The organism is Clostridium transplantifaecale, from assembly GCF_900626075.1.
Classification (GTDB): Bacteria; Bacillota; Clostridia; order Lachnospirales; family Lachnospiraceae; genus Otoolea; species Otoolea transplantifaecalis.
Genome location: NZ_UYZY01000002.1, coordinates 1,040,730 through 1,067,496, shown reverse-complemented (window position 1 = coordinate 1,067,496; position 26,767 = coordinate 1,040,730). Strand labels below are relative to the sequence as shown.

Below are 26,767 nucleotides of genomic sequence, written 5' to 3'. Positions count from 1 at the left end.
TCTCAGGTAAAATTATACGGGGGCATGGTAGAAATTGCAAGGTTTATCTGACAAGCTAATCTAGAAAGGATAAGTAACTATGAACCGGAATACTTACGACACTTATGTCTCAATTTTAAAAAATGAACTCGTTGTGGCTCTGGGCTGCACAGAACCAATCGCCATCGCCTATGCGGGCGCCAAGGTGAGAAAGGTTCTGGGGCAAATGCCAGATCGCTGCGAGATTCTCTGCAGCGGTAACATCGTCAAAAACGTAAAGGGAGTAACCGTTCCCAACTCCGGCGGCATGAAGGGAATCGACACGGCCGCAACCCTGGGCATCGTAGGCGGCAACGTCGACCGTATCCTTGCCGTGCTCGAAGATATCACGCCGGAGCAGATTGAAACAACCCAGTCTCTCGTCAGGAAGGGATTCTGTGAATGCGGGCTGATTGAAGGCGTGGAAAACCTCTATATTGTTATTACGGCCTTTGCCGGGGAAGAATCAGCCACCGTAGAAATACGAGATTATCACAGCAATATCACGAAGATCGTCAAAAACGGCGAAGTGCTCTACAGCGCCTCCGAGTCGTGCTCCGAAGAGTCCGCCGGACCTGATAAATCCCTGCTGAATGTCAAAGATATTCTGGAATTTGCGGACTGTGTGGATCTCAGTGACATCAGTGAGGTGATTTCCCGCCAGATCGAATGCAATACCGCCATTTCCCGCGAAGGCCTGAATAACCCATGGGGCGCCCAGGTCGGCCGCACGCTTCTCGACACATTCGGAGGCGATGTCGCTATCCGGGCTAAGGCGGCCGCCGCTGCCGGTTCCGATGCCAGAATGAGCGGATGCCCGCTGCCGGTTGTCATCAATTCGGGAAGCGGAAACCAGGGTATGACGGTTTCTCTTCCGATTATCGAATATGCAAAGGAATATCATATTTCCGATGAAGGACTATACCGTGCCCTTGTGGCCGGAAATCTGATTTCCCTGCATCAGAAAAAATACATCGGCAGTCTGTCCGCCTACTGCGGAGCGGTCAGCGCGGCATGCGGAAGCGGCGTCGGCATTGCCTATATGCTGGGAGCCACCTATGACGAGATCTGCGGCATTATTACCGATACCATCGCCACCATCGGCGGAATGGTGTGTGACGGCGCGAAACCATCCTGTGCCGCAAAAATTGCATCAGCCGTAGACTGTGCCCTCACCGCATTCCACTTAAGTAAAAACAGACGCGTATTCCAGCCGGGTGAAGGCCTTGTGAAGGAAAATGTGGAGGATACCATCCAGAGTATAGGCCGTATGGGCCGTGAAGGGATGAGGGCCACGGATATTGAAATATTGAACATCATGCTGGAGAACTAAATCCAGAATGTCCCATGCACAGCCGATTTATACTGCGGATGGCCCACATTTATCCCATATTCGACCTCATAAGCCTGATAAATTCTTTCGCCGGACCGCTCAGTGTATCCCTTGCATCGTAGGCAACCGCCATAGTCCACTTTGCCCCAAACTCCTCTTCCATCCGGCAGAACTGCGGCTCCACCGGACAGTTGAACAGAGAAATATAGTTTTCCGGCATAAAGGAAATTCCAAGTCCCACGGCCGACAGGCACATCGCGGTCTGGACGCTGCTGGTCTCCAGGTATGCGGCGGGGTTAATTCCCGCCGCGGTGAGTATCTGATCCGCAATCTGCCTGACCCTCTGATAGGGATAAGCCAGAACGAATTTTTCTCCTGCAAGCCGCCTCGGATCAATGAACGGAAACGGGCTCCCCTCCTTTTCATAAAAATGCACCTGCAGTGGACTCTCTTTCGGCAGCACCGCAACAAAATTGTTCTCACAGATCGGGACACAGGATATGGCGTTATCCTTCAGCGGACAGTGAAGCAGACCGATATCCACCTTTGAAGCCATAATATATTCTTCTATCTTTTGCGATGGCCCCTCCTCTATTCTTATCTCAATATTAGGATACAGTTCCCTGAAAACCGGCAGAATTGTTGAAAAAACAATGGACCCCAGATGAATGGTTGAACCGATCGTAAGACGGCCTTTTCTCATATTGCTAATCTCGCACAATCCCGTTTCAAAATCATTGTAGAGCTTCACAATTTTTCTTGCAGTTTCCACATACTGTTCCCCCGCAAAAGTCAGTACAAGACCACTCTGCGTCCTTTTAAACAGCGGCATATCATGCTGGCGTTCAATCCGCATCAGACACTGGCTCAAATACGGCTGCGATACATACAGCCTTTCGGACGCGCGTGATATGCTCTTTTCCTCAGCAATTGCCACTATGTATTTCAGTTCCTTTAATGTCATAATCTAGCTTCCCCCTCCCGGCACGGAAAGGCAGGGCATCCCATAAACCGTTATAAGGTTTACAGATACCTTGCCTCTTTTATTGATTGACAACGAAAATTTCCTGCAGCGCACTTTTCATTGTATCACTATAATTTTATCATATCAGATTCAGCAGACCGGCCGGATTGTCCTTTGCCATCAAACCTAGTTCTTCCTCCGTAACCCCATGGCGCAGAAGATACAGAAGATATTCTTCCATCAGTTCAGGCCAGTCCGGAAGTCCAAAATTGCCGCCGTCCGTAGAGAGCACCGTATCGGAACACCCAAGTTCCAAAAGGTTATAAAGCACATCCCCGTACGACCGGCTCAAATCCAGATAAACCGCGCAGCGCAGGAAGTAAACACCGTATTCCTGAAGACATTTCTGTTCGGGGACCGTGAGCCTTGTCAGAGACAGTTCCGGGTGATCGATCATGATTTTCTTAACCCCCAGTTCCCTGGCCCTTACAATAACGGCCCTCTGCTCCTGAAATGACAGGTGCCCCATAGACAGGATGACATCCCTGTCCGCAATCATGCGCAGAATAGATTCCAGTTCCTCCCTCACCCTGCCCCCTTCCAGAGCATTCAGGCCGCCCGGCAGGTTAAAATATTTCCTGTGGTTCTCCGCGCTCTTTGTAGGCATCCATACCGTTTTAGCCCCCAGGTTCAGGGCTGTTTCCACTGCCACCGGGTTGAATCCCCCCACCTCATCATTGAGGGTGATGGAACCGAACACGGGAAAATCCGCCGCCCTTGACGCAGCTTCCGCCCGGGCCATTGTAGGAAATGTATGGGATTTCAGAACGACGGCCGCAGCTCCAGCCGCCTTCATCTGCTCCGCCAGTTCCAAATCCGTGAATTTTCTCGGCTGTATGTCGGGTGATGGATGAACATGAAGCTCCGTCACACCCTTTAAAATATTTCTCTCCGCCATGCCTTCACCCCGCCATCAATCCGGGAAGGAATAAGGTGATCTGGGGCACAAACGCAAACAGGGTAATCATGATAAGCGCCACACAGATATATGGCAGAGCCCCCTTAACAATCTCCACAAATGTGGTATCGCAGACCGCTGCCGCAGTAAACAGATTCATACCAAACGGCGGTGTGATAAGCCCCATAACGAGCGCAATACAAAAAGTGACTCCCAGATGCAGAGGATCCATTCCAAGCTGAACTCCTATCGGAATCAGGATCGGCGCCAGAATGACAACAAGGGCCAGAACCTCCATAAAACAGCCCGCCACAAAAAGCAGGATTAACAGCAGCACCGTAAAGACGAACCGGCTGCCCAGGTACGGCACAAGCGCATTTGCAACGGTGGTCGGGATTTTTGCGGCGGACAGAATCCAGCCGAAGTTAGCCGACATAGCCATAATAAACATTACCATACCCGAGGTCACCACCGTCTTCTTCATTGCGCTGATCAGATCTGACAGCTTCATCTCCCTGTAGGCAATTCCCAATACAAGACTATAGATTACGCATGTTACAGCCGCCTCGGTCGGTGTAAAGATCCCGGTGTAAATACCGCCCAGGATGATGATCGGGAGCAGCAGAACCGGCACCGCCTGTATAAAAGACTCCATTACTTCTTTTCTGCTGTAGCTGACGGTGACGGCGGCTTTTTTATTCCGGTTCGTCACCAGATTAACCGCAACAAAGGAAGCGGCCAGCAGAAGCCCCGGCACAATCGCCGCCACAAACATTTCCGGTATGGATACATTCATCGTACTGCCGTATACAATCATGCAGATGCTCGGCGGTATCACCGGCCCCAGAGAACCGGCCGCCGCCAGGATGCCGCCTGTCTCTGATTTGCTGTAACCGTTCTTCAGCATGGCCGGGAGCATGATAGCCCCAATGGCCGCTACAGTGGCAGGACCAGATCCGGTCAGAGCTGCAAATATCGTGCAGCAGACAATTGTTACGGTTCCCACGCTGCCCGGCGCACCGCCCAGCATTTTTTCAATGCAGCCGACCAGACGCTTGGAAAGTCCGCTGGACTCCATCAGATATCCCCCCAGCGTAAAAAGAGGGATCGCCAGAAGCGGAAAGCTGTCCGTTCCGAGAACTGTTCTTTGGGCAATCAGGATCAGCGGTTTCATCTGTGTCACCATCAGAAAAATACTGCTGGATATTCCAATGGAAAAGGCGATGGGAACGCCATATGCCAGAAGTATCATCATAACCCCTAATAGCAGTGCAACTTCCATCTACCGCTTCCCCCTTTCTCCGCCTTGTTCCCCTTCTTCGGCTGCGGTGATTTCTTCCGTCCGCCCGGGCCCGGCTATTCTCTTAAGCAGGTTGTTGAGCCCGTTCAGTATAATGCCGAATGCCCCGGCGGGAAGGGAACAGTAAATAACGGACATCGGAATATGCAAGGTCGGCGTAAGCTGCCTCGTTGTCATAGACGCCATCCTGATTCCCTGCACAAAAAGAAGCACCGCACAGGCCAGAATCATAAAATCCACTGTTATTTTATGTCCCCCTTTTATTTTCCCCTTTAAATTATCGTTCAGGATTGTCACGGCCGCATGGGAGTCCGTCGATACACAGATGCTGGCACCCAGCATTGTCATCCAGATGAAACAATACCTCCCCAGCTCTTCCGTCCCTGACAGGGAGGATCCCAGCACATATCTTGTAAAAACCTGTACGGCCATGGCTCCGGTCAGAACGGCCAGGAGGAGCAGAGCCGCCCCTCCATAAATCCTGTTGACCAGACCGCACACTTTATCCACCACATTTCTCATAAGCCTTCTCCTCACCCGGCAGATTACTGGATTTCCGCTATTTTTGCATTGATTTGACTCAGCAGCTCACCGTTCACATCCGCCGCAAATGCCTCATGAATCGGTCTTACCGCATCTCTGAACTGCTGTTTATCCGTCACCTCATTCACCTGGGTTCCGGCGGCCTCCATCTCCTTCAAAAGCTTGTCGTCCGTATCCTTTGCAGATACCCGCTCCTCTTTTGCTGCCTTCTCTGCTGCTTCCTCAAACCATCCTTTTTCCTCATCGCTTAAGTCGTCCCAGATAAATTTTGATACACTGAGCGTGATGGGAGAATAGAAGTGTTCCGTAAAGGAAATGTAATCGCAAAGCTCATATGATTTATAAGTATACATCGGCGTAACCGGCTGCTCCAGACCGTCGATGGTTCCCTGCTGAAGAGCGGTAAAGCACTCGCTGGACGCCATTGTTGTTGGATTGGCGCCCAAAGCCTTGAATGTATCTACGTATGTTGAATTCTCCGGCACGCGGATTTTGATTCCATTTAAATCAGCCGGCGTATAGATGGGACGTTTTTTATTAATGGTGCTTCTGAAGCCGCCCTCGCCCCAGCTTAAAATTTTAACGCCAAAATCATTGTAAAGCTCCTCCTCCATTGCATTGGTTATGGCTGCATCGTCCAGAACCGCATGGGCCTGCTCACGGCTCAGGAACAGGTAAGGCAGATCGAAAACGGCAAAATCGGGTACCGACGAACTGAAACTGAAATTTGTTATAACGGCCATGTCGATGGTTCCCATATTCATGCCTTCCATCATTGAAAGCTCACTGCCAAGCTGTGCATCCGTAATTACATCAACCGTAACCGCGCCGCCGGACAGTTCCTCTATTTCTGTTTTAAAATTCATTGCCAGTGTGTGGTAAGGATCCACATCCTGGGCCGGATCAATGTGCCCCAGCTGGATCGTTCTCGTCTTTCCCTCCGTTTTGGGCCTGTCCGCTTCCTGTCCGCCAGCGCTTTCTTTGGCCGCCTGCTGCGTATCCGCCACAGTCCCTCCCGATGAGCACCCTGCCAGGGAAGCCGCCATGATAAGTGATATACCAATTGCTAACATTTTCTTCATAGTTTTCTCCACTCCATTTCTTATGTACGTTTTTATGTTTACCTACATTTCCCGCTTCTCCCGTCCGAATCAGGATACACGCCTGGAATTCCCCGCCAGGCCGCCTCCCCCGGTCACCCGGTCGATAAAACAGCTGACACACTGATTAAATTTATCCGCCTCATAGTAAAACATCATATGACCGCTGTTGTAAAATTTGTTCAGCTCCACATAGCCTCTTAGCTCCGCAGCAAAGGCGTCCACCATTTCCAATCCGTACGCTTCCGATGAACCGCCGAATATCGCCACGGGAACTGTCAGTTTTTTCAGGTTGCTGTAGTTGTCGGTCTGGCAGAAATCATAATGAAATTCCAGAGCTGACCACGGGGGCGTCTTCATGAATTCCGCTGTCACCCACTCCCTGTCCTCTTCCGTCATCGCCCCGTTTGATATCCTGGCAATAAATCGGCCGTAGAATGTCTCCCTGTCAAAAATCATCGGCATGTAATTTTCCAGCCAGTTATCTACGTTGTAGTCCCGTGAGCGGTGTTTGTTCCACCCATCGGGCGACATTGGGAACAGAGAGCCATCTATCAGAATTATTCCCTTCAAGTGCGCCTCCTGCATCATAGACGCGTAGGAAACCACCACCGACGAACCCATGGACCATCCGCCCAGTATCACGTCCTCCAGCTGGAGATGTTCAATGAGATCCCTGATATCCAAAGCATTACGCTCCATTGTATTTCCGCTGCATACCTTGCCGGAACGTCCCTGGCCCCTGGGGTCAAAAACAATCACTCTGTATTTTTCCGCCAGCACTTTAACGTTTCTTTCAAAAAATTTTGTCGTCGCCAAAAAGCCCGGCATCAGGAGAAACGGGACCCCGTCCCCCCTGTCTTCATAATAGAGGACAGCACCGTCCGACGCCGTGAAAAAGTTACTTTTATCCATTACCATACCTCTCCAATACCTGTTAAACCACGGCCGTGATTTGAATAGATTCAGTATAACAAAATACGGATATTGCAACAAAGACTTAATCTTTATCCAGTATATAACAGAAATATTATATCGTGTGTATTGGCGGATATATTTGCAATGTCAATATTTTCCATTCTTTCTTTTTATCCTCTGCTGTTGTATACTTTTAAGTAAGAAAAAAACAGAGAGGTGGATCTCCCTTATGTCCGGACCAAAGAAAAAAGGCCGTTACCGGCCTGTACTGCTGTTTTTCTTCGTTTTGTGCGGCGTCTGCCTTTTTACGGTATTAAGGCCGGGGCCAAAAACGGAATTCATCATGGAGCACACCCCTCTTGAAACGGGGTTTACCATCCTGGAAAGCGGCTCTCCCGGTAAAACCGTCCTGGTGGTCGGAGGAGTTCACGGGGATGAAACTTCCGGCTGGATGGCCGCAGATCAGCTGAAAAAGCGCCGGAATCTTAAAAGCGGGACGCTTATCATCCTCTCCCCCGCTAATGCTCCGGGGAGCAAAAACGGGGAGCGCAACGTAGAACAGTACCGGGATTTGAACCGTTCCTTTCCGGGTGATAAGAACCGGGATTTAACGGACAGACTGGCCGCCTCCATCTTCCTGAAAATCAGGGAATACTCCCCCGATCTCGTCATTGACCTGCATGAGGCTTACCGGGAGGGAACCGGACGTGACTTTCTGGGTAACTCCCTTATTATCACTGATTCCGGAACTATCGATCAACTGATTTTCGACCTTATCGTGGAATCCCAGGACGGAACGCTCAAAACTTCCGCCCCCTTTTCCTGCTACAACGGCACTCCCGCAGGCAGCCTGAACCGTACTGTCACCGAAACGCTCGGTATCCCTGCCGTCACCGTGGAGGTATCACAGGAGGAACCGCTGGAAACGCGCATCCGGAACCAGCTCGCTATTGTGAACCGGATTCTCAGCTATTATTCGATGGAATAAAAACAGTTATATCCGGCCAAGAAACCATTAGACTGGTAAATTATTGTTTGCTACAAGTTACAGAATCGAAATATCAGCTAATGTTTAATATAAACCCAAAGGGAATATGAAATGAAATACAGTAAAACAATGTTATTAAAAGATAATACAAAATGCTTACTTTGAAATGCACAGGTAATAGATGCGGAGTTGGTTCATAATAATTTTAATCTTACACACGGAGAAACAGATTTCCTGTTGACTTATCTAGACGAAAACAGCTTTAATATTGAGTAGGCCAAAGCATATTTGCTTGAAAAAGAAAACAGCAGCAATGAAATCAAAATTTGCGCATTTATTGATGGATTTTTAGTCGGGGGAGCAGGCATTGAAAAGGTTGGTTTAAAGGACAAGGTAAAGAAGCCGGCTATCAACAGTCGAAACTAGATGTGGTTAATAAAAATGCCGGCGCCATCGCATTATGTAAAAGTGTTGGATTCCTGTAATATGGCAGAAATCTCAGAGGGTTCTATTCCTGCAGTCAGGAATGGCAGGAAATTATTCTCATGCAATTAGAACTTGACTAATTTTGCATCATCAAAAAAGGAAATCTTTCCAGCTGTACGCAGCTATAAAAGATTTCCTTTTTATCTTCTTATTTCTGAAACCACCTTTTATTACGAAAGTCTAAGTGATCCCCCCGGACAGAACGGGAGTCCCAGAAAAAACCAGTTAATATCCAACCGCTTTCCCGTCACGTCTTGGATCCGCGCCGCCGCGCAGTGTTCCGTCGGGAAGCATCTCCACAGCCTGTACGCACGGATAATCCATCCAGTCTCCGGTCTCAAGCACCGGGTGGCCCAGAGCTTTTAATCCTTCAATTACGTCGTTGTCGACCCTGGTCTCGATCATGATTGTCTCATCGCTTGTAGTCCAGTCAGAACCGGCGTGGATTCGAGGCGCGGAAATGGCATCCTGGATATCCATGTCAAAGTCGATGACATTGGAGATAACCTGTGCCACACCGGAGATAATTCTCTGGGAACCGGGCGCACCGATGGTCATAACCGGTTTTCCGTCTTTAAGAATGATGGTAGGTGACATGGAACTCATCGGACGTTTGCCCGGCTGTACCTCATTGGCTGTGCCAACCTCAGCGTCGAAGTCGTCCATCTCATCATTCATAATAAATCCATATCCCTCCGGAACAAGGCCGGAACCGAATACGTAGTTGATTGTTTTTGTTACAGCCACAATATTTCCCTGTTTATCCATGATGGAGTAGTGGGTCGTCTGTGGGGATTCATAAGCCCATGCATCTCCATGCTCAAAAATCTGCGCTTTTTCCGGGTCGATCTGGGAAGCCAGTTCCTTTGCATATTCTTTAGAGGCCATTCCCGTCAGCGGAACATCGATAAAATCGGTATCTGCCGCAAAGAAACCTCTGTCCTTGTATGCCATTTTCATTGCTTCCGTCAATGTGTGGAGGTGCTCCACCGAATTGTGGCCCATTCCCTTGATGTCAAAATTCTCAAGAATATTCAGAATCTCCACGATTGTCGTACCACCCGATGATGGCGGCGGGGAGGAAAGGATTTCATAGCCTCTGTAAGTGCCGCTGACCGGTGTTCTGAGCTTGATATCATAGTTTGCCAGATCCTCCAGAGTCAGGACTCCACCCGATTCCTGGACTGCCTTAACCATGGCTTCCGCCATTGCTCCCTTATAGAACGCATCCGGTCCGTTATCGCGGATCAGGGAAAGTGTTTTTGCGAGATCCGGGTTTTTAATCACATCGCCGACCGAATATGGGAATCCTTCTTTCAGGTAAATATCACCGCAGGCCTTGAAGCGGGTGAGCACTTCGAACTCTTCCATCATATCCCGGTTCAGGACAGCTGATACCTCATAGCCGTTCTCAGCCATCTCGATGGCCGGATTCATAACCTCTTCCCTTGTCATTGTTCCGTATGTATCCAGGGCGTATAAAAGCCCTTTTACCTCGCCCGGTACGCCGACTGCGGGGCCGCCCAGCCATTTTGTGTCATCCGTCAGTTCCCCGTCCTTGTCAACCGGCCACATTCCCGGCTCTGCCTTGGACGGCGCCGGCTCACGGAAATCTACGAATACATTCTCGCCCGTCTCCGCCGAATGGATTAACATAAATCCGCCTCCGCCGATACCGGATGACTGCGGCTCACATACACCCAGGGCAAATCCTACGGCAACTGCCGCATCCACAGCGTTTCCGCCGGCCTCAATAATGTCGGCTCCAATCTTTGACGCCTCGTATTTTCCTGTGGATACCACACCGTTTTTGCCGTTGGCATCACGGTCGTCACGCTTAATCTGTCCGTTCTCATCGTAAGGTTTCCATCCCTCTTCCGCAGCCGGAGCTTCCTTTGTTTCCTCCGGCGCTTCCGTCTGTACGGCGGATTCCTGTACCGCCTCCGTGGCCGGCGGCGTTGTCTTTGTCTGGCATCCCGTAACGGATGTTGCCAGAGCAGCAGCTAAAAAGAGCGCCAAACTTTTCTTTCTCATATTCATATCCTCCTAATCTTTCTATGAAAACGCCTAAACATACTCTAATTCAGAAAACTTCCCAGTCTGTTTCCCCCCAGATCTGAGCCGTCCGAATCCAGGAACAGTTCCGCATAAGTTGGAACCTCTGAAAAAACAATCTGGTTGTCCGGGTACAGCTGGTTGTATGCCTTCGTATATTCGATGACTCCCTGGAGGTGTCTTCCGACTCTCTCCTCGATGGGATGCCCGCTCTCATCGTAAGGAACATACAAAAATCCCAGCTTCGCACTCTTGACATATGCCTTGTCTTTTCCCGTCAGGGCCAGTTTCTCATTGGTCGCCCCGCGCAGACGTCCCTGTGATGCATTGGCTGTCTCCATCAGCAGCGGAATCGTTTTCGTATAATCTCCCAACTCCCTGTGTGTCAGGCCATGCAGGTTGGTCGGCGACGGTTCCAGGGACATCTGGATGCCCGCAAAGGTCAGTTCCATCATTCCGCTGGCCGCCAGCGACATTCCCTTTTCATGGGAAACCGTCGCATTGATAACCGGATACTCCGGAGATGCCTCGTGGAGGTCAAAGGTTTCGTCCACGCCTTCCGCCCGGATCATCTCCGCTATCGCATAGGCCGCTTTTTCCGTAGAATTGCCGTCCGGCTTTCCCGGGTACGCCCGGTTGATGTTTCTTGTCTCTGATCCGGACAGCTGCTGCCCGGAGGCCGCATGTACATAGACATCCGGATCCGGCCACTGGTCAACCGGATTGGAAGCCCTGGAGCCATAGCGGAATTTCCGCTCTCCGCTGGGCGTTGTGATGTGCATGTACTGTGGGGACGCCTCCTGCGGATCGTTATGGGTCATTCCGCTTCGGTTGGTAAAGGGAATCACATAGACTGTCCCCTCTTCCACCTTCGCCGTTTCAATAAATGTAATGGCCGCCATATATCCTGCCGGTTCATTACCGTGGGTTCCTCCGAGAATCAGCGCCTTGCCGCCCGGTTTTTCCCCCTCCATCACATAGACTTCCGTGTCCATGTTCGTGCCTTTGATGCCGTCAAAATACTCGGAAAGCATCTTTGTTCCCGTCACACCCGGTCCCGGTTTAATCTCCCCGAGATTCTTCAGTGACGCAAAATTCTGTCCCGTCACCGCTGCCACCAGAAGCGCCGCCGCCAGGCAGACAGCCGCTGTAATATGGTTTTTCTTCATGTCTGCCTCCTTATTTAATCATTAATAATCTCAGTATCAGCGGAATTACAACGAGCGCCGCGTTGGCCTGCAGTGTAATTTTTTTTTCGTCGAACAGGTTCCAGACGGTAAATATCAGGACAAGCGCCACAATTCCTCTGTAAATCAATGTAATCATACCCGATCCCTCCCTCTATTTAATCACGATATACGGCGCCAGAACATTAGCAAGAAGAATAAATGCAATGGCCCAGACAATAATCATCAGGGACGGAATCATACACTTTTTAAGCACCTTTGTATACTTGTCGAGACCGACTACCTGGGCTGCAAAGATTCCGGCCAGAGCCGTCGGAGGCATCATGTCTCCCAGTGAAGCAATCAGGGAAATGGCTGCCGCCGTGATAATCTGGTTCTTGCTCAGGAAAGCCAGCAGGAACGGTACTCCCAATACGGAGGCCGCTCCGTAGGAAGATACTGCGCCGAACAGCGGAATGGTAACTGCCATCGCCAGATATAAGAAACCGTTCGGAAGGCTCAGGCAGGTTGTTACAATAAAACCGCGCACGCCTGTCAGTGTCATAATCTGGATAAACATTCCGACGCCCATCAGGATTCCCAGAACCGGAAGCACGCTCTGGACCGCGTCCTTGCACACCTTCTGCACATTGATTTTGTAGCCGGTGAACAGTCCCGTCACCGAGGCAATCATGAAAATCAGCGGCATTCCCAGGTTGGGGAGTGACGGAACCGTCTTGTTAAGAACCATCAGAATCATCGCCACAAAAATCGGGATGTAAATTTTGAATCCGAATTTCTCGCCCGGCTCCTGGTTCAGTTTTTCCCTGATTACTTCGTATTCCAGTTTTTTCACATATTTTAACCCGAACATCAGGGCAAAAATGAATGCGAGCGGAAATGTCAGAAGCGCAAGGGGAAGTTCAAAACCGACATAAGGGATATCAATCCCGCCTCCGATAATCATGGCCGGAATATTGACCGGCGGAGCTATCATTCCCAGGATTCCGCCCATGGCCAGGATACAGGCCGTTTCAAGCTGCGGGATTCCGATAAGCATCAGCACCGGGGCCATAATGGAACCGGCGGAGAGAACCGCTGCGGTGGAAGAACCGGTAATCATACCCGGAAACATAATGACCAGCATAATCAGGCAGACCAGCAGGGCCGGGGCCTTATGGAACTTCTGAATAATCAGGGACGACAGCGCATCCAACGCTCCCGACTCCTGAATTACTTTCATGAAAATCATAGCGGTCGTAATAACCAGAATCGTATCCACATAGGAGAAGGTTCCCTCAATCAGATGACGGAGCGGAAAACCATATCCTCCCACCAGGGCTCCGACGATGGCCGCCAACACCATGGAAAGACTTACGGGCAGCTTCAAAAGGAAGCAGCCTGCCACGAACACAATCACCATGGCTAAAAATATTATCAGCTCAATACTCATATGTAACCCCCTGAAACTTAAGATTTAAATGCGGCGCCCAGTTTCGGGACCACGTCGGCCATGCTGCTCACCTCGTCGAAAGGAATTCCCGCCTGTGCTGCAAGTCCTTTCATGAGGCCGTCCTTATCTCCGTCCGCCACCACGATGGCGTAGTCTGCTTTTTCAAAACTCGGGGCAATGAACTTGTCGGATAAGTCACCGCGCCTTGCCTCTCCGCCCACGTGCACCGCGATGATAACAATTCCCTGTTCATCCGCCGCGCCGATCAGTTCGGCCACACGTTCCAGTTCACCGTTGGCGTCGATTCCGGCGGCTCCAAGTCCTTTGGAGGAACCTCCCACCGCCAGCATCAGTGTCTTAATCCCTTCCAGATCCGCGGATGTTGCAAGGCTGTTTTTCTCACACTTAATGTTGTTCTTATCCAGCATCGTCTTAACCATCTCATAGTCGGCGCTCTGCCCTACGGAAGTCAGAAGAACCGGCGCTTCGGCAATCGCCTCCTTGAGTCCCTCTACCTCTGCGGCTGCCTGAGCCTCTCCGCCTGCGGTCTGTGTCTGCGCAGCAGCCGGCTGGCCGCCTCCCTGGGAAGTCTTTTCCCCGCATCCGCTCACTGCCATGGCCAGCGCCAGGCACATTAAAATTGCAACTGATTTCTTTCTCATATTTCCCTCCTGCGTTATTTTTTTGTTAAATTTATAGTATCATAGGCCATTCCAAACTTCTATTTTTTCTCTTATTTATCTCTCGTTGAAATAGACAAAAAAGGAGCTGTTTTTTCGTGATTTTAACCATAAAATCATTTCAAAACAGCTCTTTTCTAATAATTTCATACAATTCACAGCAGCAAATAGCTCTGTTTCGGCCTTCCTTTCTTGCCGTAACTGCTCTTTACATCCACTTTTTCGTCCGATGTAAGGTGCTGGAGATAGCGGTATGTCGTCTGATAGGCAAGCCCGGTTTTCTCCGAGATTTCCTCCACGGTAAGGTACTGCGTCTGCCCCTTCATCGCGTCCTTGATCAGCTCCATCGTAGAGGTCCCGATGCCCTTGACGATAAATGGTTCGTACTCATTCTTCCTCGCCTTTTTGCTGTCCATCAGCCTGATATGGACGCGGATTCTGGATATGATATCCGGGGCCTTAATCGGTTTAGTGGCAAAATCACTGGCTCCTGCCTCCAGAAACTTGTCGGCAATGCTTTGATCCTCATCTATCGTAAATACAATAATTGGAATGTCCGGATCGATCTTCCGGAACATTTTCACCCCCTCCACCCCATTGATATGCGGCATGTGGTAGTCAATCAGAATAAGATCCGGCGCGCTCTTCTCATACAGTTCCAGCGCCTGCCTGACGTTCTGGGCCATCAGCCCCTCCCAGCCCTGCGTCTCAATCACTGCTTTCAGCGCGCAGAGAATCTCCGGCTCATCATCAATCAACAGAATTTTAATTACACTGCTGCTCATCATACTCCTCCTCTTTATCCTCGGGCAATCTCAGTACAATGCTTGTCCCTTTTCCAATCTCACTGTCTATCTCTATCGTCCCCCCCGAATCCGTCACCACTTTCTTTACAAAACTCAGGCCCAGGCCGTGAGAACTTCTGGTGGTAAATCCCCGTTCCCAGATGAGCGACAGCGTGTCCTCATCGATTCCTTTTCCGTTGTCAGATATATTAAAGCAGATCTCCCCCTCCCCGTCCGGACCGGCCTTGTCCACAATAAAATCTATGCTTCCGCCTTCCTCCGCGAGGGCATAGAACGAGTTCTCAATCAGGTTGATAAGCGCCCTTGAAAACCGAATTTTATTGACAAGCAGGTATTTTTCCGGAACCCGGTTCGACACATGGACCAGGGACGAATACTCCGAAACGGAAATCTGGGCTAAAACGGAATCCAGTATTTCTTCCGTCGAAATCCTGGTCCTGTGATTCTCATAAAGAATCTCGGAAATCATCCCGCTCATCTTCTCAATGGCCGATTCCACCTGGCTTAAATATCCCGATTCCTTTGACATCTGCCTGGAATCGCAGGACATCCGCACCACGCCCACCAGCGCCTGGGCTGATGTCAGCGGAGACTTGAGATCGTGGACCAGATGGCGCATTTCCAGATACGTCCGGTTCTCCAGGACACGGAGCCTGGTATCCATGACCATCCTCTCATTCTGGGCCTTCAGCTCATTCATTGCCTTCAGGTTATTCTCATCCCGGATCAGCAGAAAGAGCAGCACCCCCATGAACATCAAAAGGGCAAAGAATATCGCCACGGTCCCGTTCATCTCGGGTTCCATCTCCAGAAACTCGGCAATGATCTTGATGTCCTTCGACATCTCCCCCCTGCCTGTGGGAAGTCCCTTTAAACAGGGCATGATATCCAGGAACTGAAGCGCCGACAGAAACACCAGAATCAGCATGGCTTTTTTCCACAAGCTGACGTAATTATAATCATTTTTCCCCAGCAGGATCAGCAGAATGATAAGAGACAGCGCCGGTATTCCAAAATCATACTTAATTTGGTGGACAAAGCTGATAATCGTATAAATCAGTGGGATGATGCAGAAGACGATGGCTGATTTCAGCCACTTTGTGATCTTGTGGCCGCTGTCCAGCTCGATGGATTCAGCGATAATGAACGCCCCGAAATAATGGGGAAATGCGCGGATGGAATTCAGCGCCCCCAGCTTCATTCCCGCCGTCCACAATTCCAGCTTGTCCCGTGTGACAATGGCGTCATAGGCTTTTTCCGGAATATTCCACATGTTGATTGTCAGAAAATATGGCATACAGATTCCGAGCAGCAGTAAAACGCAGCCCGAAAAAAACTTCTTTTTGTTGAAATACCTGACCCGAATTTTCATAGCTCCCCCCGTATCTGCATGAACGTTTCAGATTTAGCAGATCTATCATACCATATTACGAGGGGGAAATACAATATTACCTTTCTTCCGGACTTAGCCGCATGTCTTTTTATCGCGGACATTTCGATAGAATTTTTCGAATTTTTCACCTGACGATAACCCGTACGCCCTTCGGTCATGTTACCGCCTTCAAATAAAAAGAGGAGCCTTAAGTCCCTCAGACCTCCCGGCTCTCTGCTTTTTCTGAATATTCCAATATTACATGGCCATGCTTTCCGCTGTTTTTCATCTGATACATTGCACGATCCGCCATATCCATCAGTTTCTCACATGTAAGTTCCACGGCATCAGATACTGAAAAATCAACGGTTACGGCGCCGATACAGCAATAAACCGGCAGATGTACCCCGCTGCCGCGCAGCACAAACCGTTCCGCCGCCGCTTTTTCCACCTTCTCCAGCCGCCCTTCCAGCTCCGTCATATCTCCGGGGCACTCTATCAGGATTACAAACTCATCGCCTCCAACCCTTCCCACTGTCCCATTTGTCTCCCTCTCAAGGACAGATGCAAAGAACAACAAAGCCTGATCTCCGACATTGTGTCCGTAAATATTATTAAAGTCCTTAAAGTCGTCGATATCCACGAACAATACCGCCAGTCCTGTATGCGCACCGCGATGGAGCTCGACCGCTTCCCGGATAGTCTGGCTGATCCGTTCCCGGTTAAAGACTTTTGTCAGGGCATCCCTCCCTGCGCGCTCTTGAAGAAGTCGTTGCTGCTGCAGCTTATAGAGATTCTCCGTCTCTATAAATTCCAGCAAACCGTTGACCTCCGCTGCCAGAGCTCCCAGTTCATCCTTTTTTTCAACCTCGACGCGCAGGGAATAATCCTGTCTTTCCCGGATAGAATTCAACGTGTCGGAAATATTTTTTATGGGATGAACAATCCTGTGCGATGCAAACCAGCCGATTCCTGCCGCCAGCATAAACCAAAGCAGCAGAATAAAACAGATCATCATATAGTAAACTGTTTTCTGGCTCTGATAGGCGCTTAAATTGACCGACAGCATAACACGCCAGTTCGTATAATCCAGATTGGAATAATAGGTGATATAATCCGTTCCGCCGACCTTATAACGGAAACTGCCCTGTGGGTGCAGTGTAAAATCAACTGAGCCGTATTTTGCAGTGTAGTCCTTCCGTTCCTCCTCTGTCGTGACAAAAGAATCCCGGTTTTCATCGGAAGTCCCCGCACTGATAATCTTTCCCTTCCCATCCAGCAGATAAAAGGTGGATTCATTCCACAGCTCCGCCCGCTCCCTGAGCGTTTCATAGAAATCTGTGCAGAGTTCCGCCAGAACATAGCCTAATAGTTCTTCCCCGTCTTCAATTTTTGCTATTGCAATCAGCGTCTTATTTCCTTCTTCATCCGGCATCGTATCAGAAATGAAAAATGGTTTATCTCCCATCATCTCAATCAGGCTGTCAATCCCTTCATTGGCAAACACATCATGCCGTTTTCCGCATGCCGCCACGCGGCGGTCTTTGTCAATGATGGCAATTGCATCCAGATATCCCATTGTCTGAACACGGGCCTCCAGCATATTATCCAGATATCCCTGCATTTCATCATTAAGCTGGCTGCGCATAGCCGCCCTCGGCAAATTCATGCTGCCCATGACGGTCAGATAATCTCTCTGCTGTTCGCAAAAGTCCGTCATCTCCGCTACCTGGGCATTAGACACAACCTGAAGGCTGTCGGTAATTACTTTTTCCATTTTATTGGAAAACAGATATGCAACCAGAAGCATAAAAAGTAAAAACGGAGGAACAACGAGTGCGAAAAACAGCCGGCACATGGAATTGCGAATGCTCATATGTAATACCTCACAAAAACAAAATATAATTTATGTTTTTCTAAAAAGGCAGACGCGGCCGCCATCTGTATCCTCTATACTACAGACGTCGGCCGGCCTCTATTTCTTATTCGCTTATTATTCTGCTGCTACTGCCTGTTTTTCCTTGTAATGATGAGCCTCTTCAAGCATCATATCCTTCACCTTCATTAGACGGATCTGGGTGCTTCTCTCGTTCTCATCCAGCTTCATGGTAATATACTTGATGTTCTTCTTTGTCTCCGGGATGATGACATGCTCCAGCGCGTTTACACGCCTTCTGGTTTTCTCGATCTCGGCGGCCATGAGCTGGCAGGCTTTCTCCGTCTCGGACAGCTTCAGCATATCCGGCAGGATATCCGCCAGGGATTTGACAGCGCCGTCTAAGTCACCCGAAGTAAAGGCAAATCCATAAGAATAAATATCATTCTCATCTGCCGTTCTCGTCTTATATTCAAACACCGGGATATCGACGCTCATGACGTTCTTCTTTCCGGTCTCCAGGTATACCTCCTGCTTGGGCGCAATCAGGGCGGCGTTCAGCGCCTGCTCGGACATTCCCGCTTTTGCAATGACAAAATTCTTATTGGCGCTTCTGATTCCCTCTTCTACCTTAAGGCGCAGGGCCATGTTCTCCCTTGCCAGATCCAGAAACTGCCGCATCAGCTCATCTCGTTTATCCTTCAGAAGCTTATGGCCTCTCGTGGCCGTCACCAGTTTTTTCTTGAGCCTTGTAAGCTCCATCCTGGTTGGGTTCACCTGTGTAGATGCCACGGCAATCACCTCCTTTCCGTTACTGTTCGCTCCGCGTACAGTGACAGAAGGACGCTTCGCGATGCACAGAAACGGCAAAAATGCCGTTTCGCGCTGCTGTCCTCGGGTTTGACCCAAGGGGGCCCGCTGTCTGTGACTTGCGCTTCGCTTCACTCACAAAAAACGCCTCGCGGAATATTCTCTGCGGACAGTAACTAACTATTCTATTTTTCGTACCTACTCTTTAGTCTTTAGTCTTCAGTCTTTACTCTTTCCCATAGTAGAGATCCAGATACTTGTCATCGATACGTTTCAGCTCCGCCCTCGGCAGAATAGAAAGGAGTTTCCAGCCAATCTTCAGTGTCTCTTCAATATCGCGGTTTGCCGTGTAGCCCTGGGAAACGTACTCTCTCTCAAAGGCGTCCGCAAACTTCGCATAAATCAGGTCGATATCGGAAAGCGCCGCCTCGCCCAGGATTACCATCAGCTCTTTTGCCTCTTTGCCTCGGGCATAAGCGGCAAACAACTGGTTCATCGTGTTGGAGTGGTCGGCTCTCGTCTTGCCTTCGCCGATACCTTTATCTTTTAATCGTGACAGGGACGGCAGTACATCGATTGGAGGTGTGATGCCTTTTCTGTAAAGTTCACGGCTCAGAATGATCTGGCCCTCGGTAATATATCCGGTAAGGTCTGGGATCGGGTGAGTCTTATCATCCTCAGGCATGCTCAGGATCGGAATCATCGTGATGGAACCCGATTTACCCTTCTGGCGTCCTGCTCTCTCATAGAGGGAAGCAAGGTCGGTGTACATGTAACCCGGATAGCCGCGGCGTCCCGGAACCTCTTTACGGGCTGCGGAAACCTCACGCAGGGCGTCTGCGTAGTTTGTGATATCGGTCAGGATTACAAGTACATGCATATCTTTTTCAAATGCCAGGTACTCGGCTGCGGTCAGGGCCATTCGCGGTGTTGCGATACGCTCTACGGCCGGGTCGTTTGCCAGGTTCACGAAAAGTACGGTCCTGTCAATCGCGCCTGTCTCTTTAAAGCTCTCAATAAAGAAGTTGGACTCCTCGAATGTGATACCCATAGCGGCGAACACTACGGCGAACTGCTCATCGGTTCCGCGCACTCTTGCCTGTCTTGCGATCTGAGCCGCCAGATTGGCATGGGGAAGGCCGGATGCCGAGAAAATCGGCAGTTTCTGGCCGCGGACCAGGGTATTCAGCCCGTCAATAGCAGAGATACCGGTCTGGATAAACTCTTCCGGGTAGCTTCTGGCCGCCGGGTTCATCGGCAGTCCGTTAATGTCTCTTCTCTCCTCCGGCAGGATATCAGGGCCTCCGTCGATCGGACGGCCCAGGCCGTCGAATACACGGCCCAGCATATCTTCCGATACGCCCAGCTCCATCGTTCTCCCGAGGAACCGCACCTTACTGTTGGAAAGGTTAATACCGGTTGAGTTCTCAAATAACTGTACAAGAGCATCGCTTCCGTTGATCTCCAGCACCTTGCAGCGCCTTGTCTCGCCGCTTGCCAGCTCGATCTCTCCCAGTTCATCATAAGTAACATTCTCAACGCCGCGCACCAGCATCAGAGGACCGGCTACTTCCTGTATGGTTCTGTACTCTTTTGGCATTTAGAAGTCCTCCTTTCCTAATACGTCGGCAATTTCTTTTGCCAGTTCATCTAAAACTTTCTTGTATTCCGTCTCTATATTGTCTTCCGTCGTATATTTAAACCGTCCGATCTGCTCCCTGACAGCCATCTTGATGAGTCCGTTTGCCGAAGCTCCGTCGTTTAACGCTTTCTGGGATTCCTCGTAGAAAGCCATAACCAGCTTCATCATCAGGAACTGCTTGCGCAGGGAAGTATAGGTGTCAATCTCATGGAATGAGTTCTGGTGCAGGAAGTCCTCACGGATGGAACGGGCCGCCTCCATCTTAAGCCGGTCGGAAGGAGAAAGCGCATCCATACCAACCATCTTAACGATCTCGTCCAGCTCCGACTCCTCCTGTAACAGGCTCATCATCTTCTGGCGGTTCTCCATCCACTCACTGTCTACATGCTCATCAAACCATTTACCCATGCTGTCCACGTAAAGTGAGTAGCTTGTCAGCCAGTTGATGGCCGGGAAATGGCGTTTTGCAGCGAGGGAAGAATCCAGTCCCCAGAATACCTTTACAATACGCAGTGTCGCCTGGGATACCGGCTCGGAAATATCACCGCCTGGCGGGGATACGGCTCCGATCGCGGACAGGGCTCCTTCTCTTCCGTCCTTGCCGAGACATACCACATGGCCGGCACGCTCGTAGAACTGGGCCAGACGGCTTCCCAGATAAGCAGGGTAACCTTCCTCACCCGGCATCTCCTCCAGACGTCCAGACATCTCACGGAGGGCCTCAGCCCATCTGGATGTGGAGTCTGCCATCAGCGCCACGGAAAAGCCCATATCACGGAAGTACTCTGCAATTGTAATACCGGTATAGATGGACGCCTCGCGGGCCGCAACTGGCATATCGGAAGTATTAGCAATCAGAACGGTACGCTCCATCAGGGAGTGGCCGGTCTTCGGGTCTTTCAGTTCCGGGAACTCATTCAGAACGTCGGTCATCTCGTTTCCACGCTCACCGCAGCCGATATAAACCACAATATCCGCCTCGGCCCATTTAGCAAGCTGATGCTGGATAACGGTCTTTCCGCTTCCGAACGGTCCGGGAACGGCTGCAACGCCGCCTTTGGCGATTGGGAAGAAAGAGTCTACAACACGCTGTCCTGTCACAAGCGGAGTCTCCGGCGGAAGTTTTCTCAGATACGGGCGTCCCTTTCGGACCGGCCATTTCTGCATCATCGTAAGCTCTTTGTCACCCTCCGCCGTGGTAACGACAGCCACAACCTCTTCCACGGTGAATTCACCGCCCTTAATCTCTTTTATCGTGCCCTTTATTCCGTAAGGCACCATAATCTTCTGAACTACTACAATACTCTCCTGCACGGTACCGATGATATCACCGGCCTCAACCTCATCACCGGCCTTAGCCGTAGGAACAAATTCCCATTTCTTCTCGCGGTTCAGGGAAGGAACTTCAACACCGCGCTTCAGGTTGTTGCTCCCCGTCGCTTTCATGATCTCATCCAGAGGTCTCTGGATACCGTCGTAAATACTGGCGATGAGTCCCGGCCCCAGTTCTACGGAAAGCGGCACTTCAATCGACTCTACCGGCTCTCCCGGCCCCAGTCCGGATGTCTCCTCATATACCTGAACGGAGGCCTCGTCTCCGTGCATCTCAATAATCTCACCGATCAGACGCTGGCTGCTTACGCGGACCACGTCAAACATATTGGCATCTCTCATCCCCTGTGCAATTACCAGAGGGCCTGCCACTTTTTTAATCGTACCTTTGCTCATTGGAAGGTCACACCCACCTTTCTTAACAATATGACCGCCGCGGCGTCCCCGCCGGACAGCTTACCCGGTTCCGCTACTGGTTTCCTCCGAAAAGGATATCAGAACCGACCGCCTGCTCCACCGATTTCTTAACGCCTTCCACGCCTTTTCCCGTATTTCCGGAAATTCCCGGTATCAGGATGATGGAAGGAAGCAGACTTTCTTTATATTTTGCTATGGCGCGGCCAATTCCGGCCGCCACGGCTTCCGTTATATAGATGACTGCATATTCACTGCCGGCAAGCTTCTGAAGCATTTTTTCAGCATCCTCCTGGCCGGATACAGAAAATGTATCCAGTCCGAGCGCCGCAAAGCCGTAAATACTGTCGTAGTCGCCCATCACTGCTGCTTTATACATACATTTCCCTTATCCTTTCCCGGATCTGCTCCTCAGGAAGCTCATTCAGCCTGGCCGTCAGAATAATCCTGACTGTCTTTATCTCATTCTCCCTGGCCAGCACATAGGCTACCAGAGGTCCTGCTGAAAATGAATTATACTTCTGCGGTTTGATCGCCTCCATGAGCTGGTTGTCACACCAGCGCTCGAAAGCCGACGGCGATTCACGCAGCGCCTCGGCGCCGCCTGCATATGCAGTACCTTCCAGATATTCGCAGATGGCGTCCATGCCGGAGAGCGCCGCCGAACTGAGGCGTGTAACGCTCAGGCTGGCACAGGGAGCCATTGCCCGTTTTATAAATTCAAGTGATTTTGCGGTTTTCTGTGAGCGGACGGCGATCTTGATATCGGCAACCGCTACGGTGGATTCGGCATAGGCCCTGATGACCGGGTCCTTCGATTTCTCCCCCTCCGCATAGATTGCCTCCAGAGCCGCCCTGTCTACGATGATATCGCAGAGCTGTCCGTCCCTCGTGTGCAGGAATGTCTCATAGGCTTCCTCCGCCGCCGGCCTCATATTAGCCGGAAGCGCCTGCCAGTCACGTTCCGCCACGATGCGGGCCATCTCCCTGCCGTTTACGGCACAGTTGTCAAAATAGATGTTCCCATGGTGATCCGAAGTGACCGTTTCCTTGATTGCCGCCTTGAGATTGTGGAAGAGATTCTCATAGGACAGGACATTTAAAATGCCCGCATCCTCCTTCTTCAGAAGCTCTCTGACCACATTCCATGTTTTTTCCCTCTCCATTGCCAGGATCGCTTCCGCGTCCTGGGACGTATCCTGATCGCCCCAGCCCTTTTCTACAAGAAACTGCAGGCAGCTCTCATACGTTTTCAGGGCCATCAGCTGATCCAGCGTGGCGGCGGAAAAAAGCGACAGTTCCATCGCACGGATTCGTGCAACCGCATAGGCATATTTTGTATCAGACATATGATCCTCCTTCTCGGTAATAACTGTTCGGTACCTTCATGCGTTACCGCTTTGCGGTATCCTGCCGTCCGAACAGTTACGCGGTTACACTTTATGAAAATAACATTGCATGTACCTTATCAGAAAGTTCATCTCTCCTCGCCGCAAGCAGCGCTTTAAATGAACAGTTCTCCTCAACACCTCCATAGACAAGAATAAAACCTCCGTCTATGTTTTTCGGCTCCTTTACAAGAACCAGGCTTCCGCCCTTAGAAGAAGCCGCCTTTTCAATTACAGCTTCAAATCCCTGCGGCATTCTGTCCAGGTCTTTCTTTGAAAAATAAATCTCACCCTCTTTGGGCAGGACAAATTTATTAAGCATTTTCTCAATCAGAGTGAAATATTCTTCGCCCTCTTTTCCAAGCAGCGTATCATATGCCTGATTCAGCATCTCCGTGATAACCTGCTGTTTTGCGAGCAGCACCGACTGGCGTTTTTTCAGTTCTGCGGAAGATTTGATTCGCTCCATATAGCTTGTAGCCTCCTCGGCCAGCTTTACGTCGTTCTCCGCCGCGATCTTTTTGCAGCCCTCTTTGGCATCCTCCAGAATATACTGAACCTCGCTTTTGGCCTTCTCGGAAATTTCCTGCGCTTCTTTGCCTGCATCTTCAAGGATTTGACTTATAATTTTGTCTAATCCGGTCATTCTAAACTCTCCTTACTTTAAGTTTATCGTATTACAGGGCACTTACTGCCAGGATGGAGATTAACAGCGCCAGAATTGCATATGTCTCAACCATGGCCGGGAACAGCATGGCTTTACCGAACTGCTCCGGTTTTTTAGCCACGATGCCGATGGAGGCAGCGGCTGTTTCCCCCTGATATCTTGCGGAGATAAGTCCTACGATACCGATCGGGATGCAGGCTGCAAAGTAAAGAAGGCCTTCCGTCATTGCCATATCCATGTTAACACCGCCGCCTAAGAGGCCGATTTTAGATAATGTGATGAAACCAACCAGCAGACCGTAGATACCCTGAGTACCCGGAAGCAGCTGAAGTACAAGAACCTTCGCAAATTTACTCGGATCTTCTGTTACAACGCCTGCGGCCGCCTGGCCTGCAATGCCTACGCCCCAGGCAGAACCCATGCCTGCCAGGCCAACTGCTACTGCTACACCTAATAATGCAAAAACAATACCGCTCATATTATAAATCCTCCTTAATATCTACATATTTCGTATTTTGTTTAAACGGCGTGAATTCTTTTCCTCCGCCCTCATAGAATTTACCGAAAAACTCCACATACTGAAGACGGCATGTGTGGACGTATGCACCCAGCAGGTTAATTGCCAGGTTGAACAGATGGCCGAATAAAAAGACTGCAATAAACAGGATTGCGCCTATCGGGCCGGAACCAAACATGCTGCCCATCTGATTGACAACGGAAGCGATAACGCCGGTTGCCAGTCCCAGGGCTAAAAGTCTTGAATAAGAGAGCACATCAGACAGCCAGCCTGATATGTTGTACAAATCGTAAGCGCCGAGAGCCAGTCTGAGCGCCGGATTCTTCGTCGTCCGGGCCGACATCACCAGGATGCCGACGGCTCCGAGAATAGCCATCCACTTTGCCAGCATGCTTACCGCCGGCGGGAATACGATCTGAATCTGTGCGATCGAACTGAACAGTTCGGTCGGGATCAGCATCATAACGAGGCCGACAAGCATCATATACCAGAATACGACGTCACATACGAAACCGAGGACGTCCTTGTTCTTCAGGTACATATATCCCTTGATTCCAAGTCCCAGGAAAAGATGGATAACGCCGAATATCATGGAACATACAAGCATCTTCATCGGATCGTTAAGCGGTACGAACCAGAGCGCCGGGATTGAAACCTCATGCCCGAAGAAGGTCCTGCTGACAATGTTTACCGCGTCTCCAAAATATCCTCCAAACAAAACTCCCCAGAACAGGGTGGAAAGGCCGCAGTACATAAAAAGCCGCAGTGACTTTTGCAGGTTCTCTCCCATTCTCGGGAACTTCTTAAGTGCGATGAAACAGGCCAAAAATACGATCAGGCCGTACGCCGCATCCGAAAGCATCAGTCCGAACAGGAACACATAACAGGCCGACATGATTGTCGTCGGGTCGATCTCCCCTTTTGCCGGAAGGCCAAAGGAGGCCGTGATTCCCTCCGCTGCGGATGCAAAGTGGCCGTTGGACAGGAGTACCGGGGCTTCTTCGTCCTCCGGAATATCCTCTGCCTCAAAAGACAGGTCAAAACGCGATGTGAGCGTTCCTTCCAGCTTTTCCACGCTTCGCTTGGGAACGTAGCCTGTGACGATAAAGGTCTTTTCCGACTGGACGAGCTGTCCAAGCACTTCGTACTTCTGCGCCCTGATCCTGTAATAGTCGGATAAAACTTTCAGGTTTTCCCTGCTTCCCTCATACACTTTCAGTTTATTTACGGTATTTTCAATTTCGTTATTCAGTTGTTCAATCTGTGCACGGAGCTCCGTGACGTACTGTGCGGGAATCTCCTGAACCGTCTGGGACGGTCTTGCAAACCCTACCGACCTGAGCGCTTCCTCAAGCTGTTCCGAGTCGCGTTTCAGGCAGACGGCCGTGATGCACGTCTGATCCTTATCCGATCCTACTACCTGGATATCCAATGCTTCTATCCCCGGCGCCCTCTCGGCCACCGCCTGATAGAGCAGGTCAAGCGTCATTCCGCCAGCTACCGCTCCGACCAGAACCAAAGCAGTCCGCGTCTCCTGGCATCTTAAGGGGATGTCTAATCCCATCCAGGGCTTCATGCTCTCTATCTGCGTCTCCAGTTTGACTATTCCTGCCTTCTGCTCCGCTACCTGCTTATTCAGCGCCTGGATCTGCCTTGCGTCCTCCAGGACGGTCTGGGCATTCTCCGCTACTTTGCCGAATTTACCACGGTCTGTCAGAGCCTTACCCTCCAGCGCGGAAAACATCGAACTCTTCTCAGGAACATATTCCTGAAGTATCTCAAGAGCCTGATCCGCAAGGGCGGCATTCCTGTCAAACATCTGTCTCGAAGACGCCGTATCCATCTTTTTAAATACACTGTCTTCTTCTGCTTCCTGAGTGATCTCCATCACGCCGGCAGCCTGCAAAAGTTCCAGAACCTCTTTACGGTCCCTCTTCAGTGCACAGATACTAAATTTCTGCATCTGCAATACTGCCATGTC

Annotated in this window: 24 protein-coding genes; 2 read left to right on the top strand and 22 right to left on the bottom strand. The window is 50.4% G+C overall.

Going from position 1 to position 26,767, the window contains the following annotated elements:
• Positions 1-79 precede the first annotated feature (79 nt).
• On the top strand, positions 80-1,351 hold the full coding sequence (locus EJL91_RS10400) for an L-cysteine desulfidase family protein (protein WP_125141860.1): 1,272 nt from the start codon (positions 80-82) through the stop codon (positions 1,349-1,351).
• 49 nt (positions 1,352-1,400) lie between these two features.
• On the opposite strand, the gene EJL91_RS10395 is transcribed toward EJL91_RS10400, so the two are convergent.
• From EJL91_RS10395 to EJL91_RS10370, 6 genes are all read right to left on the bottom strand, one after another.
• Positions 1,401-2,315: a LysR family transcriptional regulator gene (locus tag EJL91_RS10395; RefSeq protein ID WP_125141859.1), complete on the bottom strand. Its 915-nt coding sequence runs from the start codon at positions 2,313-2,315 to the stop codon at positions 1,401-1,403.
• Positions 2,316-2,454: 139 nt separating this feature from the next.
• A complete protein-coding gene (locus EJL91_RS10390) occupies positions 2,455-3,273 on the bottom strand; it encodes a DUF6282 family protein (RefSeq protein WP_125141858.1) in 819 nt (272 codons plus the stop codon).
• Positions 3,274-3,277: 4 nt separating this feature from the next.
• Positions 3,278-4,555: a TRAP transporter large permease gene (locus EJL91_RS10385; protein ID WP_125141857.1), complete on the bottom strand. Its 1,278-nt coding sequence runs from the start codon at positions 4,553-4,555 to the stop codon at positions 3,278-3,280.
• Positions 4,556-5,095 (bottom strand): TRAP transporter small permease, encoded by a 540-nt coding sequence (locus tag EJL91_RS10380; RefSeq protein ID WP_125141856.1) that lies wholly within the window; start codon positions 5,093-5,095, stop codon positions 4,556-4,558.
• Positions 5,096-5,118: 23 nt separating this feature from the next.
• Positions 5,119-6,198, bottom strand: a complete 1,080-nt coding sequence (locus EJL91_RS10375) for a TRAP transporter substrate-binding protein (protein WP_125141855.1) — start codon at positions 6,196-6,198, stop codon at positions 5,119-5,121.
• Positions 6,199-6,267: 69 nt separating this feature from the next.
• Positions 6,268-7,131 (bottom strand): alpha/beta fold hydrolase, encoded by an 864-nt coding sequence (locus tag EJL91_RS10370; RefSeq protein WP_125141854.1) that lies wholly within the window; start codon positions 7,129-7,131, stop codon positions 6,268-6,270.
• Positions 7,132-7,363: 232 nt separating this feature from the next.
• Between EJL91_RS10370 and EJL91_RS10365 the strand changes: the two genes are divergently transcribed.
• The gene (locus tag EJL91_RS10365; RefSeq protein WP_125141853.1) at positions 7,364-8,122 is read left to right on the top strand and encodes a succinylglutamate desuccinylase/aspartoacylase family protein; all 759 of its coding nucleotides are present in this window, start codon (positions 7,364-7,366) and stop codon (positions 8,120-8,122) included.
• A 711-nt stretch (positions 8,123-8,833) separates the two neighbouring features.
• Here the strand turns inward: EJL91_RS10365 and ggt are convergent.
• The 16 genes from ggt to EJL91_RS10285 form a co-directional block, all read right to left on the bottom strand.
• Positions 8,834-10,642, bottom strand: coding sequence for a gamma-glutamyltransferase (gene ggt, locus EJL91_RS10355; RefSeq protein ID WP_125141852.1), 1,809 nt, complete (start codon positions 10,640-10,642; stop codon positions 8,834-8,836).
• Between the two features lie 44 nt (positions 10,643-10,686).
• Positions 10,687-11,832, bottom strand: a complete 1,146-nt coding sequence (locus EJL91_RS10350) for a succinylglutamate desuccinylase/aspartoacylase family protein (protein WP_125141851.1) — start codon at positions 11,830-11,832, stop codon at positions 10,687-10,689.
• Positions 11,833-11,842: 10 nt separating this feature from the next.
• On the bottom strand, positions 11,843-11,989 hold the full coding sequence (locus tag EJL91_RS24565; RefSeq protein WP_164516807.1) for a hypothetical protein: 147 nt from the start codon (positions 11,987-11,989) through the stop codon (positions 11,843-11,845).
• Positions 11,990-12,004: 15 nt separating this feature from the next.
• Positions 12,005-13,282, bottom strand: coding sequence for a TRAP transporter large permease subunit (locus EJL91_RS10345; protein ID WP_125141850.1), 1,278 nt, complete (start codon positions 13,280-13,282; stop codon positions 12,005-12,007).
• Between the two features lie 17 nt (positions 13,283-13,299).
• Complete coding sequence (locus tag EJL91_RS10340) at positions 13,300-13,944, bottom strand: DUF6305 family protein (protein WP_125141849.1); 645 nt, start codon at positions 13,942-13,944, stop codon at positions 13,300-13,302.
• A 173-nt stretch (positions 13,945-14,117) separates the two neighbouring features.
• Complete coding sequence (locus EJL91_RS10335; RefSeq protein ID WP_243125301.1) at positions 14,118-14,750, bottom strand: response regulator; 633 nt, start codon at positions 14,748-14,750, stop codon at positions 14,118-14,120.
• The gene (locus tag EJL91_RS10330) at positions 14,728-16,140 is read right to left on the bottom strand and encodes a sensor histidine kinase (protein ID WP_125141848.1); all 1,413 of its coding nucleotides are present in this window, start codon (positions 16,138-16,140) and stop codon (positions 14,728-14,730) included. Before EJL91_RS10330 ends, EJL91_RS10335 begins: the two co-directional genes overlap by 23 nt.
• 217 nt (positions 16,141-16,357) lie before the next feature.
• On the bottom strand, positions 16,358-18,016 hold the full coding sequence (locus EJL91_RS10325) for a sensor domain-containing diguanylate cyclase (protein ID WP_125141847.1): 1,659 nt from the start codon (positions 18,014-18,016) through the stop codon (positions 16,358-16,360).
• Positions 18,017-18,133: 117 nt separating this feature from the next.
• A complete protein-coding gene (locus EJL91_RS10320; protein ID WP_125141846.1) occupies positions 18,134-18,808 on the bottom strand; it encodes a V-type ATP synthase subunit D in 675 nt (224 codons plus the stop codon).
• 244 nt (positions 18,809-19,052) lie between these two features.
• On the bottom strand, positions 19,053-20,426 hold the full coding sequence (locus tag EJL91_RS10315) for a V-type ATP synthase subunit B (RefSeq protein ID WP_125141845.1): 1,374 nt from the start codon (positions 20,424-20,426) through the stop codon (positions 19,053-19,055).
• Entirely contained in the window at positions 20,427-22,196 is a 1,770-nt protein-coding gene (locus tag EJL91_RS10310) for a V-type ATP synthase subunit A (RefSeq protein WP_125141844.1), read from the bottom strand.
• Positions 22,197-22,269: 73 nt separating this feature from the next.
• Positions 22,270-22,593 (bottom strand): V-type ATP synthase subunit F, encoded by a 324-nt coding sequence (locus EJL91_RS10305; RefSeq protein WP_125141843.1) that lies wholly within the window; start codon positions 22,591-22,593, stop codon positions 22,270-22,272.
• On the bottom strand, positions 22,586-23,563 hold the full coding sequence (locus EJL91_RS10300; RefSeq protein WP_125141842.1) for a V0D/AC39 family V-type ATPase subunit: 978 nt from the start codon (positions 23,561-23,563) through the stop codon (positions 22,586-22,588). Before EJL91_RS10300 ends, EJL91_RS10305 begins: the two co-directional genes overlap by 8 nt.
• 91 nt (positions 23,564-23,654) lie before the next feature.
• On the bottom strand, positions 23,655-24,248 hold the full coding sequence (locus tag EJL91_RS10295; protein ID WP_125141841.1) for a V-type ATP synthase subunit E: 594 nt from the start codon (positions 24,246-24,248) through the stop codon (positions 23,655-23,657).
• 31 nt (positions 24,249-24,279) lie between these two features.
• The gene (locus EJL91_RS10290; protein WP_125141840.1) at positions 24,280-24,747 is read right to left on the bottom strand and encodes a V-type ATP synthase subunit K; all 468 of its coding nucleotides are present in this window, start codon (positions 24,745-24,747) and stop codon (positions 24,280-24,282) included.
• A gap of 1 nt (position 24,748) precedes the next feature.
• Positions 24,749-26,764: a V-type ATP synthase subunit I gene (locus EJL91_RS10285; RefSeq protein WP_125141839.1), complete on the bottom strand. Its 2,016-nt coding sequence runs from the start codon at positions 26,762-26,764 to the stop codon at positions 24,749-24,751.
• Positions 26,765-26,767 lie beyond the last annotated feature (3 nt).

Coding starts and splice junctions, on each gene's coding strand:
- EJL91_RS10400 (WP_125141860.1), top strand. CDS start 80: ATGAACCGGAATACTTACGACACTTATGTCTCAATTTTAAAAAATGAA.
- EJL91_RS10395 (WP_125141859.1), bottom strand. CDS start 2,315: ATGACATTAAAGGAACTGAAATACATAGTGGCAATTGCTGAGGAAAAG.
- EJL91_RS10390 (WP_125141858.1), bottom strand. CDS start 3,273: ATGGCGGAGAGAAATATTTTAAAGGGTGTGACGGAGCTTCATGTTCAT.
- EJL91_RS10385 (WP_125141857.1), bottom strand. CDS start 4,555: ATGGAAGTTGCACTGCTATTAGGGGTTATGATGATACTTCTGGCATAT.
- EJL91_RS10380 (WP_125141856.1), bottom strand. CDS start 5,095: ATGAGAAATGTGGTGGATAAAGTGTGCGGTCTGGTCAACAGGATTTAT.
- EJL91_RS10375 (WP_125141855.1), bottom strand. CDS start 6,198: ATGAAGAAAATGTTAGCAATTGGTATATCACTTATCATGGCGGCTTCC.
- EJL91_RS10370 (WP_125141854.1), bottom strand. CDS start 7,131: ATGGATAAAAGTAACTTTTTCACGGCGTCGGACGGTGCTGTCCTCTAT.
- EJL91_RS10365 (WP_125141853.1), top strand. CDS start 7,364: ATGTCCGGACCAAAGAAAAAAGGCCGTTACCGGCCTGTACTGCTGTTT.
- ggt (WP_125141852.1), bottom strand. CDS start 10,642: ATGAGAAAGAAAAGTTTGGCGCTCTTTTTAGCTGCTGCTCTGGCAACA.
- EJL91_RS10350 (WP_125141851.1), bottom strand. CDS start 11,832: ATGAAGAAAAACCATATTACAGCGGCTGTCTGCCTGGCGGCGGCGCTT.
- EJL91_RS24565 (WP_164516807.1), bottom strand. CDS start 11,989: ATGATTACATTGATTTACAGAGGAATTGTGGCGCTTGTCCTGATATTT.
- EJL91_RS10345 (WP_125141850.1), bottom strand. CDS start 13,282: ATGAGTATTGAGCTGATAATATTTTTAGCCATGGTGATTGTGTTCGTG.
- EJL91_RS10340 (WP_125141849.1), bottom strand. CDS start 13,944: ATGAGAAAGAAATCAGTTGCAATTTTAATGTGCCTGGCGCTGGCCATG.
- EJL91_RS10335 (WP_243125301.1), bottom strand. CDS start 14,750: ATGATGAGCAGCAGTGTAATTAAAATTCTGTTGATTGATGATGAGCCG.
- EJL91_RS10330 (WP_125141848.1), bottom strand. CDS start 16,140: ATGAAAATTCGGGTCAGGTATTTCAACAAAAAGAAGTTTTTTTCGGGC.
- EJL91_RS10325 (WP_125141847.1), bottom strand. CDS start 18,016: ATGAGCATTCGCAATTCCATGTGCCGGCTGTTTTTCGCACTCGTTGTT.
- EJL91_RS10315 (WP_125141845.1), bottom strand. CDS start 20,426: ATGCCAAAAGAGTACAGAACCATACAGGAAGTAGCCGGTCCTCTGATG.
- EJL91_RS10310 (WP_125141844.1), bottom strand. CDS start 22,196: ATGAGCAAAGGTACGATTAAAAAAGTGGCAGGCCCTCTGGTAATTGCA.
- EJL91_RS10305 (WP_125141843.1), bottom strand. CDS start 22,593: ATGTATAAAGCAGCAGTGATGGGCGACTACGACAGTATTTACGGCTTT.
- EJL91_RS10300 (WP_125141842.1), bottom strand. CDS start 23,563: ATGTCTGATACAAAATATGCCTATGCGGTTGCACGAATCCGTGCGATG.
- EJL91_RS10295 (WP_125141841.1), bottom strand. CDS start 24,248: ATGACCGGATTAGACAAAATTATAAGTCAAATCCTTGAAGATGCAGGC.
- EJL91_RS10290 (WP_125141840.1), bottom strand. CDS start 24,747: ATGAGCGGTATTGTTTTTGCATTATTAGGTGTAGCAGTAGCAGTTGGC.
- EJL91_RS10285 (WP_125141839.1), bottom strand. CDS start 26,764: ATGGCAGTATTGCAGATGCAGAAATTTAGTATCTGTGCACTGAAGAGG.